At 71.6% G+C, this 17632-nt stretch carries 14 protein-coding genes; 7 read left to right on the top strand and 7 right to left on the bottom strand.

Translation table 11 applies throughout. The annotated features are described in order from the left end of the window. Positions 1 to 269 precede the first annotated feature (269 nt). Positions 270 to 1439: a hypothetical protein gene (locus ACT3T5_RS15960; RefSeq protein ID WP_444594872.1), complete on the top strand. Its 1170-nt coding sequence runs from the start codon at positions 270 to 272 to the stop codon at positions 1437 to 1439. Between the two features lie 45 nt (positions 1440 to 1484). Here ACT3T5_RS15960 and ACT3T5_RS15955 read toward each other — a convergent pair whose 3' ends face one another. The 5 genes from ACT3T5_RS15955 to ACT3T5_RS15935 all read right to left on the bottom strand — a co-directional run bounded on the left by ACT3T5_RS15955 (position 1485) and on the right by ACT3T5_RS15935 (position 6888). Then, a complete protein-coding gene (locus ACT3T5_RS15955) occupies positions 1485 to 3155 on the bottom strand; it encodes an MDR family MFS transporter (protein ID WP_444594871.1) in 1671 nt (556 codons plus the stop codon). A gap of 40 nt (positions 3156 to 3195) precedes the next feature. Further along, on the bottom strand, positions 3196 to 3987 hold the full coding sequence (locus ACT3T5_RS15950; RefSeq protein ID WP_444578873.1) for an SGNH/GDSL hydrolase family protein: 792 nt from the start codon (positions 3985 to 3987) through the stop codon (positions 3196 to 3198). A 63-nt stretch (positions 3988 to 4050) separates the two neighbouring features. Next, entirely contained in the window at positions 4051 to 5001 is a 951-nt protein-coding gene (locus tag ACT3T5_RS15945) for a hypothetical protein (RefSeq protein WP_444594870.1), read from the bottom strand. After that, positions 4998 to 5450, bottom strand: coding sequence for a hypothetical protein (locus tag ACT3T5_RS15940; RefSeq protein ID WP_444578875.1), 453 nt, complete (start codon positions 5448 to 5450; stop codon positions 4998 to 5000). The genes ACT3T5_RS15945 and ACT3T5_RS15940 overlap by 4 nt, the downstream gene beginning before the upstream one ends. 10 nt (positions 5451 to 5460) lie before the next feature. Beyond that, complete coding sequence (locus ACT3T5_RS15935) at positions 5461 to 6888, bottom strand: alpha/beta hydrolase (protein WP_444594869.1); 1428 nt, start codon at positions 6886 to 6888, stop codon at positions 5461 to 5463. Positions 6889 to 7051: 163 nt separating this feature from the next. Here ACT3T5_RS15935 and ACT3T5_RS15930 point away from each other — a divergent pair, with 163 nt between their 5' ends. From ACT3T5_RS15930 to ACT3T5_RS15920, 3 genes are all read left to right on the top strand, one after another. Next, complete coding sequence (locus ACT3T5_RS15930) at positions 7052 to 7795, top strand: GolD/DthD family dehydrogenase (protein WP_444594868.1); 744 nt, start codon at positions 7052 to 7054, stop codon at positions 7793 to 7795. A gap of 308 nt (positions 7796 to 8103) precedes the next feature. Next, complete coding sequence (locus ACT3T5_RS15925) at positions 8104 to 9186, top strand: transglycosylase family protein (RefSeq protein ID WP_444594867.1); 1083 nt, start codon at positions 8104 to 8106, stop codon at positions 9184 to 9186. A 276-nt stretch (positions 9187 to 9462) separates the two neighbouring features. Then, positions 9463 to 11007, top strand: a complete 1545-nt coding sequence (locus ACT3T5_RS15920; protein ID WP_444578879.1) for a sugar transferase — start codon at positions 9463 to 9465, stop codon at positions 11005 to 11007. Between the two features lie 288 nt (positions 11008 to 11295). Here the strand turns inward: ACT3T5_RS15920 and ACT3T5_RS15915 are convergent, their stop codons facing one another. Next, positions 11296 to 11781, bottom strand: coding sequence for an adenylyltransferase/cytidyltransferase family protein (locus ACT3T5_RS15915; protein ID WP_444578880.1), 486 nt, complete (start codon positions 11779 to 11781; stop codon positions 11296 to 11298). 166 nt (positions 11782 to 11947) lie between these two features. Beyond that, complete coding sequence (locus ACT3T5_RS15910; RefSeq protein ID WP_444594866.1) at positions 11948 to 12487, bottom strand: TetR/AcrR family transcriptional regulator; 540 nt, start codon at positions 12485 to 12487, stop codon at positions 11948 to 11950. Positions 12488 to 12641: 154 nt separating this feature from the next. Between ACT3T5_RS15910 and ACT3T5_RS15905 the strand changes: the two genes are divergently transcribed. The 3 genes from ACT3T5_RS15905 (at position 12642) to metE (ending at position 17622) form a co-directional block, all read left to right on the top strand. Further along, on the top strand, positions 12642 to 14159 hold the full coding sequence (locus ACT3T5_RS15905; protein WP_444594865.1) for an MFS transporter: 1518 nt from the start codon (positions 12642 to 12644) through the stop codon (positions 14157 to 14159). A 191-nt stretch (positions 14160 to 14350) separates the two neighbouring features. Then, on the top strand, positions 14351 to 15292 hold the full coding sequence (locus ACT3T5_RS15900) for a methylenetetrahydrofolate reductase (protein ID WP_444578883.1): 942 nt from the start codon (positions 14351 to 14353) through the stop codon (positions 15290 to 15292). After that, entirely contained in the window at positions 15289 to 17622 is a 2334-nt protein-coding gene (metE, locus tag ACT3T5_RS15895; RefSeq protein WP_444594864.1) for a 5-methyltetrahydropteroyltriglutamate--homocysteine S-methyltransferase, read from the top strand. Before ACT3T5_RS15900 ends, metE begins: the two co-directional genes overlap by 4 nt. Positions 17623 to 17632: the final 10 nt, after the last annotated feature.

Below are 17632 nucleotides of genomic sequence, written 5' to 3'. Positions count from 1 at the left end.
AGAGCACTGGCCGCCGTCGAGGCCGGGATCGAGGTCAGGGACATTCGCTGGAGCTCGGCTGGGGCGAGGACACCGACCCCTCGGCGCCGCCGACCACCGCGAAGACTGCTCCTGCCACGGCACCGCGAACCGCCGCCGCACCGCACACCACAGCGGGGCAGAGCGGCGAGATGCGGCAGGAGGAGCGAGGGGACGGTGGGCCGCACCGGGCCTCCGCCTGGAGCCGGCTGTCCAGGCGCAGGCGCGGTCTGATCGCTGGAGCATCCGTCGTGCTGCTCCTCGCAGCGCTGGTCGTCGGCCTGCCGCGCCTGCTCACCGCGACCGTCGACCCGGAGTCCGTGGCGACGGACTTCCTGCAGGCGATCGTCGACGGTGACCTCGAGGAGGTGCGCGAGCACGTCGAGCACGCGCCCGACGCGAGCGGCGCGGCCCTCACCGCGGAGATCCTCGGCGCCGCGACGGATCGCCTGGACTCCTTCACCATCGACAAGGTGGACGTGGGCGCCGGGACTGCGACCGTGACCGCGACGCTGGCCAGCGGCTCCGAGCACACCACCACGCGGCTCACCCTCACCTCGCACGCGGACAGCGCCTTCGCCCCGGTCGGCTGGGAGCTGGCGCCGGTGCACCTGCCGGAGTTCCTGATCGACATCCCGCTGGGCGCGCAGGAGATCCGGATCAACGGCGTGGCACTGCCGCTCGAGGACCTGATGCTCGAGGAGGGGAACCACTTCGACCCGAAGATCGCCGTGCAGCTGCTGCCCGGCACCTACGAGATCACGCTCGCCGCGCCGGGGCCCTGGCAGGACGACCCGGCGGTGACCCTCGAGGCGCCGCCCGTGCTGGGAACCTGGCGCAAGCCGGTCGGCGAGCTGCAGCCCGTTCTCAACGAGGCGGGGCACCAGGAGGTGCGGAAGCGGGTCGATGAGCTGCCTCAGGAATGCCCGGGCACCGCATCTGACGTCGCCGAGGACTGCCCGTTCACCGTGTCGGACGGACTGGCGTCCGACGCTGCGGAGTCCAGCGATGCGGAGTCCGGCACGTCGGAGGCTGACCCCGCTGGACCTGGCGACAAGATCTCGGAGGCTCCGGGCATCTGGGTGCTGGACGAGCCGATGCAGATCGACGTCAGCAGCCCAGGCGGCTTCCTATGGTCCGTGACTGCGACCGGGACGGCGACGTTCTCGCCTGACGGCGCCGCCCGGAGCCGAGGTGACGACGCGCCTGGCATCCAGGAGCCGGTCCAGTTCAGCGGCATGGCGTACTCCCGACCCTCCGGAGAGCTGCGGCTGGCGCCGGACTCCCCGAACGGATTCTCCTATACCTACTGTGACGATCCGGAGTCCGGGGACGTCGTCGGGATCGTGCTCCTGGACGGAGAGGTCACCTCACGCGACCTCGTGGAGCTCTGCGAGCCGGGCATCGTCGCCGGGGTGTGATGCCGCTGAGTTCTCGCTGGGCGAGCGGCTCGCGGGGCACGAGCCTCAGTCGACGACAGAACGGTCCGTGATGTCGTGATCCTCCGGACCCGGCATCCCGCTCACCGACCTCGTCCCGCCCTCAGGAGCGACGTCGTCCGGGCCGGAGGATGCGCCGCCCGCCACGACTGGTGCGTCGCCGGCGTCAGCCGGGTTCCGTCGGATGAACAGGGCGATCGCCACGGTCACGAGGCCCAGCACCGCGGAGATCGTGAACGCCACGGAGGTGCCGTCGGCGATCCCCTCGAGATGGTCGCCGCCTGCCGCGACGGTGCCGCTGGAGATGCGCGCCATGATCGAGACCATCAGGGCGGCGCCCGCGGCCCCGGCCACCTGCTGCACGGTGCCCACGATCGCCGAGCCGTGCGGGTACAGCCGCCGTGGCAACGAGCCCATCGCCGTGGTCATGAGCGGGGTGAACACGAACGCGAGCCCGAAGGACATGATCACGTGGCCCACCACGATCAGCCAGGCCTGATCGGGCACGCGGGACATGATCCCGATGCCGATCACGACGGACACCAGGCCCGGCACCAGCAGCGGCCGCGGCCCGACCTTGTCGAAGAGGCGGCCGACGAACGGCGCGAGCAGACCCATCGCGAGCCCGCCCGGAAGCATCATCAGGCCCACCTGGAGGGTGGTCAGCTCCAGCACGCGCTGCAGGAAGATCGGCAGCAGCACCACGACCCCGAACATCGAGCCCATCATCACGATCATCAGCGCGACGGCGACGCTGAAGTTGCGGGTTGCGAAGGTGCGCAGGTCCAGCAGGGCCCGCTCCACCCGCTGCAGCAGCACCTGCCGCCACCCGAACAGCGCCAGCGAGACCACGCCGACCACGAGGCAGACGATCGCCGCGGTGGGTGCCCCGCCGGAGGCGGCGTCGGCCGCACCGGAGCCGCCGTGCCCGCCGCCGGAGATGCCGGTCAGGCCGTACACGAGGGTGCCGAAGCCGACGCCGGACAGCAGCACGGAGAGCAGGTCCACCCTCTGCGAGGTCGCCTCGTTGACGTTCTCGATGCGGCGCAGCCCGAACCCGAGCGCGATCAGCGCGAACGGCAGCACCAGCAGGAACAGCGCGCGCCACGGCGCGAAGGACAGGATGAGGCCCGAGATCGTGGGACCGAGCGCCGGGGCGACGGAGATGACGATCGAGATGTTGCCCATGACCATGCCGTGCTTCGAGGGCGGCACCAGGTTCATCACCGTGGTCATCAGCAGCGGCATCATGATCGCGGTGCCCGAGGCCTGCACGATGCGGCCCAGCAGCAGCGGCAGGAACGCCGGCGAGACGGCGCAGATCAGCGTGCCGATCGTGAACGTGGTCATCGCGATCCCGAACACCTGGCGGGTGGAGAACCGCCCCATCAGGTAGCCGGTCGTGGGGATGACCACGGCCATCGTGAGCATGAACCCGGTGGTCAGCCACTGCGCGGTGGTCTCGGCCAGGTCCAGGTCATCCATGATCGGCGGCAGCGCCACGGACAGGATCGTCTCGTTGAGGATCACCACGAACGCGCTGATCAGCAGCAGGATGATGACGCTGCGGTTGCGGGGGTCGATGGCGTCCGACGCGGCGGGGCGGGTGGGCGCGGGGCCGACGGGAGAGCCGGTCGACGAGGAGTTCTCGGGGGCGGACGATCCGGTGTGCTCGGACGCGTCGTCGAAGGTGTGCACTGGAGAAGAGTAGGCGCCGGGTACGACAGGAGACCAGGGGTTAATCGGCGCGCAGCAGCTCCTCGAGGGCACGCGCGATCGCCGTCATGCCGGCTCGATCGGGGTGGAACGAGGCGCCGGTCCTCAGCGGGTCCGTGTGGAAGGGCTGCACCCACGGTTCGCTCGCGCCGAGAGCGTGGCCGGTGCTCAGCGCGGAGGCGCGGAGGAGGTCGGCGCCCGTGGACTCGGCGGCGTCCGCGAACGCCCGTGCGATGGCTCCCTGGATCGCGAGCAGATCGGTGATCTCGGCAGACGTGAACGATGCGGTCCCGCTGGCCGCGGTGCCCTCGTCGAGCACGGTCAGGTAGTCGACGAGGACGACCCGGGCGTCCGGGGCCCTGCGCCGGGTCTCCTCGACGATCCGCACCAGGCCCTCGGCGGCCGCGGTGACCGCGGCGTCGGTCGGAGCGGGGATCCCGTGCGGGAACTGCGCCCCGAGCAGGTCGAGCAGGGGCGAGGCAGGATCGTGACGCCGCCACGCGGTGTGGAGCATCGCGCCCGCGAACTGGAGGTCGTTGCCGCCTGCGGTCACGGTGACGACGTCGGCGTCGGCGGGGACGCCCTCGAGCTGCGGGGCGAGCTCCCGGCCCTCCATGGTCACCTGCGGGGTGTCCACGATGTTCGCCGTCGTCGCTCCCGAGACCGTCCGGTCCACGAGCCGCGCGCCGAGGAGCTCTGCGAGCTGGTGCGCGTAGTTGCCGGCGGAGCGCTGGGCCTCGTGGTCCACGATCGGGTCGATCCCGGGGCCGGCGGCGAACGAGCTCCCGAGGGCGGCGAGGAGGAGGGATGTCATGCGGTCATCGTGTCACTGCCCCGGCCGAGGATCGCAGGATCGCGGGATCGCGGGATCGTGGGTTCACAGGGCGCGCGGGGTGCGCGGAGCACGCGGGGTGCGCGGAGCCCGTCGGCCCCGACCCAGCTGCCGCCACCGCTCCAGCGGCAGGAACGCCGCCCAGCAGATCACGGTGGGCAGGAAGTGGATGCCCAGCAGCACGAGCGTGGCGAGATGGAAGCTCATGTACAGGGCGATCGCGATGTACAGCGCCCGGCCGCGCAGGAAGAGCACCACGGGGGAGAGGGATTCCAGAGCGAGGCCGCCCCACTGCGCCGGCACGAACACCCAGGGGGTGTGCTCCACCAGCCAGTGCGCGAGCAGACTGCCGCGGCGCAGCGACGCCCAGGTGAGGATGGCGCTGTTCCCCCAGGCCGCGAGCGATCCCGTGTAGCGGATCTTGGGCACGATGGAGAAGAAGTAGGTGGCGACCACCGCGAGCTGGATGCAGCGCAGCGCCCAGCCGGCCGCCTCGCTGCGCGCCTCGTCCAGGGGCGCGCCGCCCGCAGCGGGGTCCGTGTAGTCGGCAGGGCCGACGGGGTCGGCATGGCCGGCAGAGTCGACAGGGCCGGCGGGGCGAGGGGCCGACGGGGTCGCGACCGTGGGCAGCACCGCCACCGCGACCATCAGCGCCATGTGGTCGTGGGCGACGTAGCCATAGCCCTGGCTGTAGAACATCCATGCCCAGAAGGCGATCGCCACCACGGTGCCGGAGATCCGCGGCTTCCAGCCGGCCACCGCCGCCACGCAGGCGACGAGGATCACCGCCCGCAGCAGCTGCGCGACCAGCGGGGTCACGGCCGGGACGTGGAGGATGCGGGCCAGCAGCAGCGGCGTGTAGAAGTCGCTGTTCCCGGCGAGGGCGATCACATCGCCGGACAGGGTGAGTATGTCCAGCACCACGAAGGCGTACACGAGCACGCGCAGCACCTGGACCCGGGCGACGGGCAGGGTGGGCAGCAGGATCGATCTCATGCGGCCGTCCACCTCGTGACCTCCACGAACTGCACCTCGCCGTGGGCGGTGCCGTCGCGCAGCGGGGTGATCCGCTGGCACAGCACGAGCGCCGTCAACGGCTCCTCGTCCGCATGACGGCGGTCGTACTCCGCCGCGAGCGGGGCGAGCAGCTCGGGGTCCGCCACGATCGCGCTCTGGGTGTTCTCGACATCGGCCCGGGCGATCCCCACCGAACGGGGGCCGAAGGGGATGTCGAAGGGCTCCTCGCCCGCGCGCTCCCCCTGGAGGCAGGTGTTGACCACCTGCCCGTTCGGATCGGTGCCCGAGGAGAACTGGTCGAGCACGCCGAAGGGGAAGAGGTCGTTGGATCGCGTGAGCTGGCCGGTGACCAGGACGGCGAGGCAGGCCAGGATCGCGAGGACGCGCCAGATCGCCCCGAGGGGGCTGACGGAGCGCGGTGGTGTCACACCGAGAATCCTAGGGGCGTTCGGCCAGCAGCGATGCCAGTTCGTGCAGCATGGTCGGCTGCCACCACGCCCAGTCGTGGCCGCCGCTGTGCACGGCCGAGCTGGCATCGATGCCGTCGGCCCGCAGCGTCTCCACCAGGTCGTGGGCCTGCTGCGCCATCGTCTCCTCGAAGCGGCCGGCATGCAGTCGCAGCCGCACCGGGTGCTCCCCGCCGGCGCGGCCCAGCGGCCCGGCCAGCGCCCCTGGTGCGTAGCGCCATAGGGAGGTCGACTGCGCGATCGCCGCGCCGATCCGCTGCGGGGCCCGCGCCAGGGCGAACAGGGCGGTGAGGGCACCGAAGCTCGAGCCGGCGACGATCGTGCGCGCGGCGTCCTCGACCACGGCGACCCGGGTCCGGCCGTCCCCGAGGCCGTGCTCCTGCAGGCGGGGCACGAGCGTCTCGGCGATCCAGCGGGCCTGCCCGCCCGGCACTCCGAGCACCTCCTCGCGCCGCGGACCGGATTCCACGAACACCGCCGCCAGCGGGGGCAGTGCCCCGCTGGCCACCCCGCGGCGCAGGCCCGCCGGCGTGCCCAGCTGGTCCACGTGCTGCAGCCCGTCGGTCACCACCAGCAGCGGCAGCGGGGCCGACGGATCGAGGTCCTCGCAGCCCGGATCGCCGGGACGCGAGGCCCACCAGCGGGTCAGCGGCTCCTGCGCCGTGGTGTCCAAGGTGTGCAGGAGCGGCGAGGGCTCGCCGTCCCGTGTCGTTCCCAGGGCGAACGGGCCGTCGTCCGGGACGGAGACCACCGCGCGCAGCGCACCTCCGCGCCCCGCCCGGTGCCGACGGGGATTGGAGAGGTCGGAGACCACGGCGGCACCGGGGCTCTTGAGGCCGGCCTCCCACCACGGCGGCTCCCCGTCCTCGAGATGCTCGACGTAGCCGTAGGTCGCCCGCCAGTCCGCGGGGACCTCGAAGGTCCCCTCCCACCAGCCGTCCCCCGTGGGCAGCAGATCGCAGGCCTCCCGGGGCTCGGGCCGCCACCAGCCGTTGGCCTGCAGGGCGACCGCCCGGGCCGCGCGGGCCGCATGCCGGAAGCGCACCAGCGCGGTGTCGCCGTCGCGCGCGAGCACCCGGGGCCCCTCGCCGCCGACGGGGGAGCGGCGCTCCTCGAGCCGGGCCGGTCCAGCTCCCGGCTGGTCGCCGTTCCCTGTGCCTGTGCCTGTGCCTGTGCCTGTTCCCGTTCTTGAACCTGCCCCTGCCTCTGTTCCCGTCCTTGACCCTGTTCCCGATCCTGGCGGGGTGGCGACGACGTCGTCGCGGCGCACGATCGACACCGGCTGCTCGCGTCCCTCGGCGCGGGGCAGGGGCTGCCACGCTGCGGACGGGAAGAGGGCATCCGCTGCTGGCTCGCGTGCGGGCTCACTCTCTGCATCGGCAGCGGGGTGCGAGGTCATGTGCGGCTCCACGGGGTGAGGACTACGGTGTCGGGAGACACTGGGAGGACCAGGCAATCACATCGCGGGCCCGCCGTCACCGGGAACGCGCATCATCGGCCCTCTCCGCGGCCGAGCGCGCGTCCCTGCCCCGAGCCGGCCGGCGGAGGACAGGAGAACCTTCATGACCACCGACTTCACCGATCAGATCGCCGTGATCACCGGCGCCGCCGCCGGGATCGGCCAGGCCATCGCCACCCACCTCGCCGAGCGCGGCGCCCGCATCGTGGGCGTCGACATCGCCCCCGCGCTCGCCGACGCGATCGCCGCGCTGCCCGGTGAAGAGCACCTGGCCGTGACCGCGAACATCGCCGACGCCGCCGCCGCGCAGGACGCGATCACCCGCGTCGTCGCCGAGGTCGGGACACCCCAGATCCTCGTGAACTCCGCCGGTATCGGCCGCTTCGCCCCCGGCGAGGACCTGTCCGAGAAGGACTGGCAGGCCACCCTCGCGGTCAACCTCTCCGGCAGCTTCTTCATGACCCAGGCCGCCGGCCGCGCCATGCTCGAGGCCGGCTACGGGCGCATCGTGAACATCGCCTCGCAGGCCGCCGGGATCGGCCTGGTCGAGCACGCCGCCTACTCCGCCTCCAAGGCCGGGGTGCTGGGGTTCACCCGCGTGCTGGCCGTGGAGTGGGCCAGCCGCGGCGTGACCCTCAACGCCGTCTCCCCCACGATCGCCGACACCGCCCTGGCGCGGGAGATCTGGGTGGGGGAGAAGGGTGATGCGGCGCGCGCCCAGATCCCCGCCGGGCGGTTCGTGGCCCCGGAGGAGATCGCCGCCCTCGTGGCCTTCCTCGCGAGCCCGGACTCCGCGATGATCACCGGGGAGGACATGCGGATCGACGGTGGCCGCTCGGTGATCTGACCCGTACGCGCGGGGGCAGGCGCGCGGTGCAGGCAGGCCCCCGCGACTGTGCGGGCGCGGCCCTTTGTACTCAGTAATTCCCGCGGTGTCATTCTGGATTCCGGGAGTTTCGGTAAAAGAACCCTAAAATTAGCGGTCGGGATTGGTCTGCAAGCCTTTTCCGGGAGGTGCGCCCGGGGCACGGTGGCAGGAGCCCGGAACGGGCGCGCGGGCTCATGGCCTGCGTGCACGCTGATCGGACGGCGCTGGATGGCCCGTCGGAAGCGTCCGTTCCGTGCGCTTCCTCATCCTTTCCCCAGGAGTCCCCGATGTCCGCATCACGCCGAATCCCTTCTCATCGTGCCGATGGTTCCGCTGTCTACTTCCGCGGTGTGCGCGTGGCGCCGAAGGTGGCCGCAGCGACCGGGGGCGCCGTCGTCGCCGCCGGCCTGAGCGTGGCCGGAGGCGGGGTCGCCGTCGCCGACAACTCCGTGTGGGACAAGGTCGCCCAGTGCGAGTCCGGCGGCAACTGGGCGATCAACACCGGCAACGGCTACTACGGTGGCCTGCAGTTCTCCAGCTCCACCTGGAAGGCCTTCGGCGGCGGCCAGTACGCCTCGACCGCCAACAAGGCCTCGAAGTCCGAGCAGATCGCCATCGCCCAGCGCACCCTGCAGCAGCAGGGCCCCGGCGCCTGGCCCGTCTGCGGCAAGCGCGCAGGCCTCACCAAGGCCAACGGCGGCGCTGACTCCAACGCCCAGCCCGGCGGATCCACGGGTGGCGGCTCCTCCCGCGACGATGATCGCGAGAGCCCCTCCACCTCCGGGCTCGCGGTCGACGGCAAGTTCGGCCCCGCCACCACCCGCGCCGTGGAGTCGTGGATCGGTGTGAGCCCCAACGGTCACCTCTCCACGAGCGACATCAAGGTCCTGCAGAAGAAGGTCGGCGCCACCGCTGACGGCAAGATCGGCGCGAAGACCACCGCCAAGCTGCGCGCCGCGATCGGCCTCACGAGCAACGGCGCCTGGGACTTCCGCACCAACTACTCCACCACCAAGGCGCTCCAGTCGTTCCTCAACAGCGGCGCCCCCGCCAAGAGCGCCCCGGCCCCGAGCGCGCCGTCGACCGACGGCTCCTCGAGCTCCGCGAACCTCGTGGTGGACGGCAAGTTCGGTCCCGCCAGCACCCGCGCCCTCCAGGCCTGGGTGGGTGTGGCGCAGGACGGCTCGCTCTCCTCCAGCGACATCAAGGCCCTGCAGTCGAAGGTCGGTGCTACGGCCGACGGCAAGATCGGCTCCGAGACCACGGGCAAGCTGCGCGCCGCGATCGGCCTGAAGAGCAACGGTGTGTGGGACTTCCGCACGTCCTACGGGACCGTCAAGGCGCTGCAGCAGCACCTCAACACGCACTGATCGACCTCTGACGCCGCGAAGCCGGCGCGAACCACGCATGACGTGGTTCGCGCCGGCTTTTTCCATGCCCTGATGGCGGGGCGAGGCGCGCTGGTCGACGTGCGCCGACCGACACCCTTCACATCGGTCATAACGGATGTATAGTGACGTAACGGGCGAAAGCCGCGAAACGGACATTGGACGAACTCTCGGGTCGCAACGGTGCGATGCGAGGAGTCGACATCCAGGCTGATCTCGCGCGAGGCGTCCGCACGACGTCTCCCCGAAAGGCTTCTCATGTCGGTTCAGCAGGCCATCACGGCTGTCGACGCTCCTCATGCGGTGAGCGTGCCGGTCATCGAACGGGTGGCTGCGCCGCTGGCCACGCCCCTGACTGCGCCGTCCCGGCGGCGTCGGCGACGGGCCCGGCGGGGGGATCTCCTCATCACCGGGTCGCTCCTCCTCGCCGATGCCATGGTCATCGCTCTGGCATGCCTGATCGCGTTCGTGATCCGCCAGAACCTGGAGTTCCTCGACAGCGCCCCCGGACTGTCCGGGACGGTCGTGCACAACAGCATCGTCATCGGTGCGGGATGGATGCTCGCGATCGTGGTGTTCGGGGGCGTCAATCCCCGCCTCATCGCCAGCGGCGCCGAGATCTACCGCAATGTGCTCACCGCCTGCGTGGGAGCGGTCGGCATCCTCGGCGCGATCCTCTTCCTCGCCGACATCCCGCTGTCACGACCCTTCTTCGTCACGCTCTTCCTCGTCGGCCCGCCGCTGCTGCTGCTCGTGCGCTTCGCGGCGCGACGCGCGGTCAACGGCGCGCGCGTCCGCGGGCGGCTGCGGCTCCAGGTGCTCGTCGTCGGATCCGCAGGGCACGTGAGCGGCATCGCTCGCACGCTGGCACGGGAGACCTGGCTCGGCTACGACGTGCTCGGGGCGGTCACACCGATGTACGAGGATGCCCAGGATGAGGAGGCCGGCGTCCCGGTCCTGGGGGATGAGTCCCGACTGCTCCCGCTGGTGCGGAGCAAGGAGCCGGACGTCGTCCTGTTCACCGCGGGCTCGTCCGCCAGCGCGGAGGAGTTCCGTCGGATCGCGTGGGAGCTGGAGGACCAGGACGTCGCCGTGATCGTCGTCCCCGGTGTCAGCGAGATCTCCGGCGATCGCATCAGGATGCGCCCAGTCGCCGGCCTGCCCCTGGTCCATATGGATCTCCCGCGCGCACGCAATGCCCTGAAGTGGACGAAGCGAGCCTTCGACATCGTGGCCAGCGCGACGCTCCTCATTCTGCTCACTCCCGTGTTCGCGGTCCTCGCGCTGAGCGTGTGGTGGAGCGATCGCGGGGGAGTGATCTTCCGTCAGGACCGAGTGGGACGCTCGGGAACGGCGTTCGAGTTCCTCAAGTTCCGCTCCATGGTGATCGACGCCGAGGCGCGCCGTGCGGAGCTCGAGCAGCTCGCCCGCGACAAGGGCAACGCCGTGCTGTTCAAGATGGCCGACGACCCCCGGATCACCCGGGTGGGCAAGGTGCTGCGGCGCTACTCGCTCGACGAGCTGCCCCAGCTGTGGAACGTGCTGCGCGGCGACATGAGCCTGGTGGGTCCGCGCCCCGCGCTGCCGCAGGAGGTCACCGGGTATGACGAGGATGCCCGTCGTCGGCTGGCCGTCCGACCCGGCATCACCGGTCTGTGGCAGGTCTCCGGTCGCAGCGATCTGTCCTGGGAGGACACGGTGCGCCTGGACCTCTTCTACGTGGACAACTGGTCCTTCACCCAGGACCTCCTGATCCTCGGCCGCACCGTGCGCGCGGTCCTCGCCTCGCGTGGGGCGTACTGAGGGGTCTGACGGAGTCGACGGGCCGGGCCGGATGTCGGGCGCCCGCAGAGCGGCGGATCACGACGCGCCCCCGAGAGGATGAGGCACCGACCCCCTCTCGGGGGTGTCCACTTCTCCGGGTCCTCGGTGAACGGCAGGTGGTCGGGTCCGACGCAGCGACGTGGCGCCGGAGCCGCGACCTGGCACCGCACGAGATGTGTCACCGCACGAAGGACAAGGAGAGGTCGGCCCTCGGGATGGAGGACCGACCCGTCGGGCGATCGTGGGGAGCGGCCTGCGCCGCGGACGTCAGAGGGCGATGGCCGGCAGTGGCAGAACGGTGGAGCTCTTCTGTGCGGCGGCGGGCTGCGGTGCCGCAGCGGAGGTGATCGCCGAGAGTGCTCGTCGCAGCGTGGTGCTGGAGGTGTGCGCCGTGTAGGGGAAGTAGACGATCTCCACCCCGACCGCGGCGAACTGCTGCTCCAGTCGCAGGCCCTTCTCGGTCCCGCGCCAGTCGTCGCCCTTGAAGAAGTGGGTGAACCCGACCTCGTTCCAGGCGTCGAGCTTCGACGGGGTCGTCTCGATGTGCACGTTGTCGACGTAGCGGATCTGGCGGACGATCTCCGCCCGTTCTGCAGTCGGGATCACGGGCTCGATGCCCTTGACCTCGCGCAGCATCTCGTCGCTCACGACACCGGCGACCAGCAGGTCGCACTGCTCCTTGGCGTGGCGAAGCAGGTTCAGGTGCCCCACATGGAAGAGATCGAAGGCTCCTGCCGCATAACCGATCCGCATCCCTGAACTCCTTCGAGCGTCCTGAGCTCGCCCGTGCATGGGTGGCTCTGTCGCTCCAGCATAGCGGGCAAAGGGGTAGAAAGGGAAAAAACGGACATGGAAAGTCGTGAGGTCCAGCAAGTGGTGCGAGGTGCGCCGAGGCCTGACGGTCTGGCGCTGCGCGGAGTCAGGCCGGAGCGGCGTCGAGCAGGCGGTCGACGATCGGCAGCAGGTGCTCGACGGAGAACTGGTCCTCGCGGTCCGGGTGGATGCCCCCGCTGAGTGCGGCATCGAAATAGAGCCCGTCGCCGAGCAGGAGGATCGCGTGGGCTGTCGCCTCCTCGCCCACCTCCTCGCGGATCAGGGCGAGCCACTGCCGGCGAGCGCGGGACATCGCGGCCCTCGCCTCGGCGTGGGATTCCTGGGCGAGCTGCGCGACGGCTACGAGGGTGCGGTCCAGAGGGCCGTCGGTCCAGACCGACGTGCGCACGTAGTAGCGGGAGGGGCCGTCCTGTGCGGCACTCATCTCCCGCAGGTCTTCGTCGATGAGGTCGTCGAGGCGGGCGATCAGGCCTGCCGCCAGGGCTTCTTTCGACGTGAAGTGGTAGAGCAGGCCGCCCTTGGAGACGCCGGCCCTCGCGGCGACGGCCGCCAGCGTGGTGGCGCGCTGGCCGTGCTCCAGGAGGATGGCCTGGTAGGCGTCGAGCACTGCGTCGCGAGCTGTCATGGGGTCGACCCTACTGGTGATCTGACCCTCTCCCTCTAGAACTGTACCGTCTGGACGGTTTAGTCTGCTCTGGTCGCCGTCCCGACCGGACCCGGCCCGGCCCGGGCTCCTCGCGACATCAAGATCCCCTTCGCACCAGAACCCGGAGTCCCCTGTGCTTCCCGCCGTCGACGTCACCACCCCCGGACGCGCCACGCGCTCGACCTGGATCGCGCTGGCAGTGCTCATGCTGCCCGTGCTGCTGGTCTCCGTGGACAACACCGTGCTCGCCTTCGCGCTCCCGGTCATCTCCGAGGCACTGGCGCCCAGCGGTCAGCAGCTGTTGTGGATCGTGGACATCTACTCGCTCGTGCTCGCCGGACTGCTGGTGCCGATGGGTGCCCTCGGGGACCGCTTCGGCCGACGTCGGCTCCTGCTGATCGGCAGCGCCGGCTTCGCGGCCGTCTCCGCACTGGCCGCACTCTCCCCGGACGCTCCCACTCTGATCGCCGCCCGCGCACTGATGGGGGTGTTCGGCGCCGTGCTCATGCCGGCCACGCTCTCCCTGATCCGCAACCTGTTCGAGGACCCGTCCCAGCGCCGCACCGCGATCGCGATCTGGGCCGCCGCGTTCTCCGGCGGCGCGGCCCTCGGCCCGATCGTCGGGGGGTTCCTCCTCGAGCACTTCGCCTGGGGCTCCGTGTTCCTGCTGGCCGTGCCCGTGATGCTGCCGCTGCTGATCCTCGGCCCGATCCTCCTGCCCGAGTCCCGGGACCCCGCTCCGGGCCCGCTCGACCCGCTCAGCGTGCTGCTCGTGCTGGCGACCATGACGCCCCTCGTGTTCGCCATCAAGACCGCCGCGAGCAGCGGAGTGAGCCTGCTCGTGGTCGGCTGCCTGCTGGTGGCCGTGGTGGCAGGCGTCGCCTTCGTGCGCCGCCAGCTCGCCCGGCCCGTCCCGATGCTCGACGTCTCGCTGTTCACCCGGCCGGCGTTCACCGGCGCGGTCCTCGCGAACCTGCTCAGCGTGTTCTCGCTGGTCGGATTCCTCTACTTCCTGTCCCAGCACCTCCAGCTCGTCAGCGGCCGCTCCCCGATGGAGGCCGGCCTGGTCCTGGTCCCCGGGCTGGTGGTCACGATCGTCGCTGGGCTCGTGGTGGTGCGGATCGTGCGCCATGTGCCCGCGCACATCGTCATCAGCTGCGCGCTCGCGCTCAACGCGATCGCCTTCACCCTGGTCGCGCTCACCGGGAGCGGGGGGAACGACCTCGTGCTCCTGGCGGCCTTCTGCCTGCTCGGCGCAGGGATCGGGGCGGCCGAGACCCTCAGCAACGACCTGATCCTCGCCGCCGTCCCCGCCCAGAAGGCCGGCGCCGCCTCCGCGATCTCCGAGACCGCCTACGAGACCGGAGCTGTGCTCGGCACCGCCGTGCTGGGCAGTCTGCTCAACGCCGCCTACCGCCACCAGGTCGAGCTGCCCGCGGGGCTCACCGACGCACACCAGGAGGCGGCCTCCGAGACGCTCGGCGGAGCAGCATCCGTCGCGGGCACCCTGCCCGAGGCCGTGGCCGGCCCGCTGCTGGAGTCCGCGCGCACCGCCTTCGACTCCGGTGTCCAGCTGACCAGCGGCATCGGTGCGATCCTCATGGTGCTCGCCGCGATCCTCGCCCACCGCACGCTGCGTCAGGCGGGCTGAGAGCCCGGCGGCCCCGGCGCCGGCCCCGGCACCGGTACCGGCCCCGGTTTCGGGTGCCGAGGCCCCCTCGGCACGTCCGGGCGTGACCCCGCGTGAACCCCGGTGGCTCGGGAGCCGCGGAGTCGTCGCGCTGGTTCACACGTGCACACTTTCCTTCCCTGCCGCTCCTGGACGACCGTAGTTTTCCCTGCATGTCCGCGACCACCACGCTGCCCGAGCTCGAGCGCACCTCCCCGGTGCGTCACCGCCCCGCGCTCAGCTACGAGCTGTTCCCGGCCCGGTCGGATGTCTCCTTCGAGCGCCTGCGCGACACCATCGGCCATCTCGAGGCCACCGCCCCCGACTACGTCTCCGTGACCAGCCGCGCAGGCCACGGCAACCTCGCCCGCGTCCTCGAGCTCACCGAGCACGTGCTCGCCGAGACCAGCCTGCGCCCCCTGGTGCACCTGGCCTCGATCGACTCCACCCGGGCTCAGCTGACCACGATCATCCACGCGCTGCTGGACCGCGGGGTGCGCGGCATCCTCGCCCTGCGCGGGGACCAGCCCGAGGGCCACCGCCTCGAGGACGACGAGATCCCGTTCGCCCGCCCCCTGATCGAGCTGATCCGGGACATCGAGCGTGAGCGCACCGCCACTCTCGCCGGCGGACGCGTGAGCATCGGCGTCGCCGCATATCCCTACCGTCACCCGGAATCGCCCACCACCAGCCACGACACCGAGGTGCTCGTGGCCAAGGAGAAGGCGGGCGCGGATTTCGCGATCACCCAGGTGTTCTTCGAGGCCGACGCCTACTGCCAGCTGCTGGACCGGGCGCAGGTCGCCGGCATCCGCCTCCCGGTCGTGCCCGGCTTCGTCCCCGCCACCAATCCCCGACGTCTCGAGCGGCTCGCCGAGATCAGCGGCGTCGAGGCGCCCCGCGAGCTCCTGCATCGCCTGGAGATCGCGGCCGACGACGTCGAGCGCCGCCGCATCGGCGTCGGCTTCACCGTCGACCTCGCCCGTCGGGTGCTCGATGCCGGCGCCCCCGGACTGCACCTGTTCACCTTCAACTCGCACGCCGACGCGCTCGACGTGCTCGATCACCTCGATCTGGACCGCTGGTCCACCACGTCGCAAGGAGACCCCCGATGACCACGCAGACCACGCCCCTGCCCGCCGCGACGCCCGTCGGCTACCCCCGCATCGGCCCCGGCCGCGAGCTGAAGAAGGCCGAGGAGGCCTACTGGGCCGGCCGCATCGACCACGCCGAGTTCGCCCGCCGCACCCGCGAGCTGCGCCGCGCCACCCGTGCCCGCCTCGCCGAGCTGGGCTTGGATGCCGCCGACGCCGCCCCGGAGTCGTTCTCCCTGTACGACCAGGTGCTCGACGCCGCGCTCGCCGTCGGAATCATCCCGGACCGCTTCGCCTCCGTGGTCGGCCCCGACGGGACGGTCGACGACGACGGGCTCTTCGCCCTCGCGCGCGGCACCGCCGAGCAGCCGCCGCTGGAGATGACGAAGTGGTTCGACACCAACTATCACTACCTGGTGCCCGAGATCGGCCCGGACACCGACCTCCACCTCGCCTCGCAGCGCCTCGTGGAGCTGTTCACGGAGTCCCTCGAGGACGGCGCCGGCACCCGCCCGGTGCTGGTGGGCCCGCTGACCCTGCTGCTCCTGGCCAAGGCGCAGGACGGCGCCCCTGAGGGGTTCGACCCGCTGGACCGGTTGGACGACGTCGTGGCCGTGTACGCCCAGCTCCTGGAGCGCCTGCACACCGCGGGCGCCGGCTGGGTCCAGCTCGACGAGCCGGCGCTCGCCGCGGATCAGCGCCTGACCAGCGACCAGCTCGCCGATGCTCTGCAGCGGTCCGTCGGCCGCCTCGCCGAGACGGTGCCGCGACCGCAGCTGCTGGTCACCACGCCCTACGGCGGGATCGACGATCTGCTGCCCGTGCTGCTCGCCACCGGGGCCGAGGCCGTGCACATCGACCTCACCCGGGGCGGCCTGCCCACCGTCGACCAGCTCGCGAGCATCGGCGACGTGCAGCTGGTCGCGGGCCTCGTCGAGGGCCGTTCCGTGTGGCGCACCGAGCTGCCCACGGCCGCGGCGCGCCTGGCCGAGCTGCGCACGCGCGTCACCGCCGCCGGCGGGTCGGCCGACGCGATCTCCGTGTCCACGTCCGTCTCGCTCCAGCACGTCCCCCACACCCTGGAGCTGGAGACCACGCTGCCCGCAGAACTGTTGGCCACCCTCGCCTTCGCAGACGAGAAGATCACCGAGATCGTCGCCCTCGCCGCGGGGGACGTGCGCCCCGGGGACATCGACGGCCCCCGCTCGGTGCCACGCACCTTCGACGGGGTGCGCGTGGACGCCGTGCGCGAGCGTGCCGCGGCGACCACCTCAGCGGACACCGACCGCGCGGAGTATGCGGTGCGCGCTGAGGCACAGCGGCAGGCACTGGGCCTGCCGGATCTCCCCACCACCACGATCGGCTCGTTCCCGCAGGTCGGTGAGGTGCGTGCTGCCCGCGCCGCCCACCGCAAGGGCACGCTCGACGACGCCGGCTACGAACAGGCCATGCAGGACGAGATCGCCCGCGTGATCACGCTCCAGGAGGAGCTGGGCCTGGACGTCCTGGTGCACGGCGAGCCCGAGCGCAACGACATGGTCCAGTACTTCGCCGAGAACCTCGAGGGCTTCGCGACCACCGAGCACGGCTGGGTGCAGTCCTACGGCTCCCGCTGCACCCGCCCTTCGATCCTCTTCGGCGACGTGCACCGCCCCGCCCCCATCACGGTGGGCTGGGCGACCTACGCCCAGTCCCTCACCCCGCGCCCCGTCAAGGGCATGCTCACCGGCCCCGTCACCATCCTGGCCTGGTCCTTCGTGCGCGACGATCAGCCCCTCGGAGACACCGCCGACCAGGTGGGCCTCGCCCTGCGCGACGAGGTCACCGATCTCGAGGCCGCCGGGATCGGCATCGTCCAGGTCGATGAGCCCGCGCTGCGCGAGCTGCTCCCGCTGCGGGTTGCCCAGCACGAGGACTACCTCGACTGGTCCGTGCGCTCCTTCCGCCTGGCGACCTCCGGGGTGCAGGCGGCCACGCAGATCCACACCCACCTCTGCTACAGCGAGTTCAACGTGGTGGTCGGGGCGATCGACGCCCTGAACGCGGACGTCACCTCGATCGAATCGGCCCGCTCCCGCGGAGAGATCCTCGAGGCCATCGACCCGGGGGCCTTCCCCCGCGGCATCGGCCCGGGCGTGTGGGACATCCACTCCCCGCGCGTGCCCAGCGCCGAGGAGATCGCCGATCAGCTGCGCCGTGCCCGCGCCGTGGTGGGTCCCGAGCGGCTGTGGGTGAACCCCGACTGCGGCCTGAAGACCCGCGGCTATGCCGAGACCGAGGCCAGCCTGCGCCACCTCGTCCAGGCCACCCGCGAAGTGCGCGCCGAGGCGGAGGTCCCCGCCGGCACCTGACCACGCCGCC

This window comes from Brachybacterium sp. AOP3-A1-3 (assembly GCF_052378285.1).
Lineage (GTDB): Bacteria > Actinomycetota > Actinomycetes > Actinomycetales > Dermabacteraceae > Brachybacterium.
The sequence above is the reverse complement of the archived record's forward strand: the minus strand, read 5'-3'. Positions and strand labels throughout refer to the sequence as shown.

Excerpts from the sequence above, each read along its gene's own strand:
- ACT3T5_RS15945 (WP_444594870.1), bottom strand. The coding sequence starts at position 5,001 with ATGAGATCGATCCTGCTGCCCACCCTGCCCGTCGCCCGGGTCCAGGTG.
- ACT3T5_RS15935 (WP_444594869.1), bottom strand. The coding sequence starts at position 6,888 with ATGACCTCGCACCCCGCTGCCGATGCAGAGAGTGAGCCCGCACGCGAG.
- ACT3T5_RS15900 (WP_444578883.1), top strand. The coding sequence starts at position 14,351 with ATGTCCGCGACCACCACGCTGCCCGAGCTCGAGCGCACCTCCCCGGTG.
- ACT3T5_RS15930 (WP_444594868.1), top strand. The coding sequence starts at position 7,052 with ATGACCACCGACTTCACCGATCAGATCGCCGTGATCACCGGCGCCGCC.
- ACT3T5_RS15925 (WP_444594867.1), top strand. The coding sequence starts at position 8,104 with ATGTCCGCATCACGCCGAATCCCTTCTCATCGTGCCGATGGTTCCGCT.
- ACT3T5_RS15950 (WP_444578873.1), bottom strand. The coding sequence starts at position 3,987 with ATGACATCCCTCCTCCTCGCCGCCCTCGGGAGCTCGTTCGCCGCCGGC.
- ACT3T5_RS15915 (WP_444578880.1), bottom strand. The coding sequence starts at position 11,781 with ATGCGGATCGGTTATGCGGCAGGAGCCTTCGATCTCTTCCATGTGGGG.
- ACT3T5_RS15910 (WP_444594866.1), bottom strand. The coding sequence starts at position 12,487 with ATGACAGCTCGCGACGCAGTGCTCGACGCCTACCAGGCCATCCTCCTG.
- metE (WP_444594864.1), top strand. The coding sequence starts at position 15,289 with ATGACCACGCAGACCACGCCCCTGCCCGCCGCGACGCCCGTCGGCTAC.
- ACT3T5_RS15920 (WP_444578879.1), top strand. The coding sequence starts at position 9,463 with ATGTCGGTTCAGCAGGCCATCACGGCTGTCGACGCTCCTCATGCGGTG.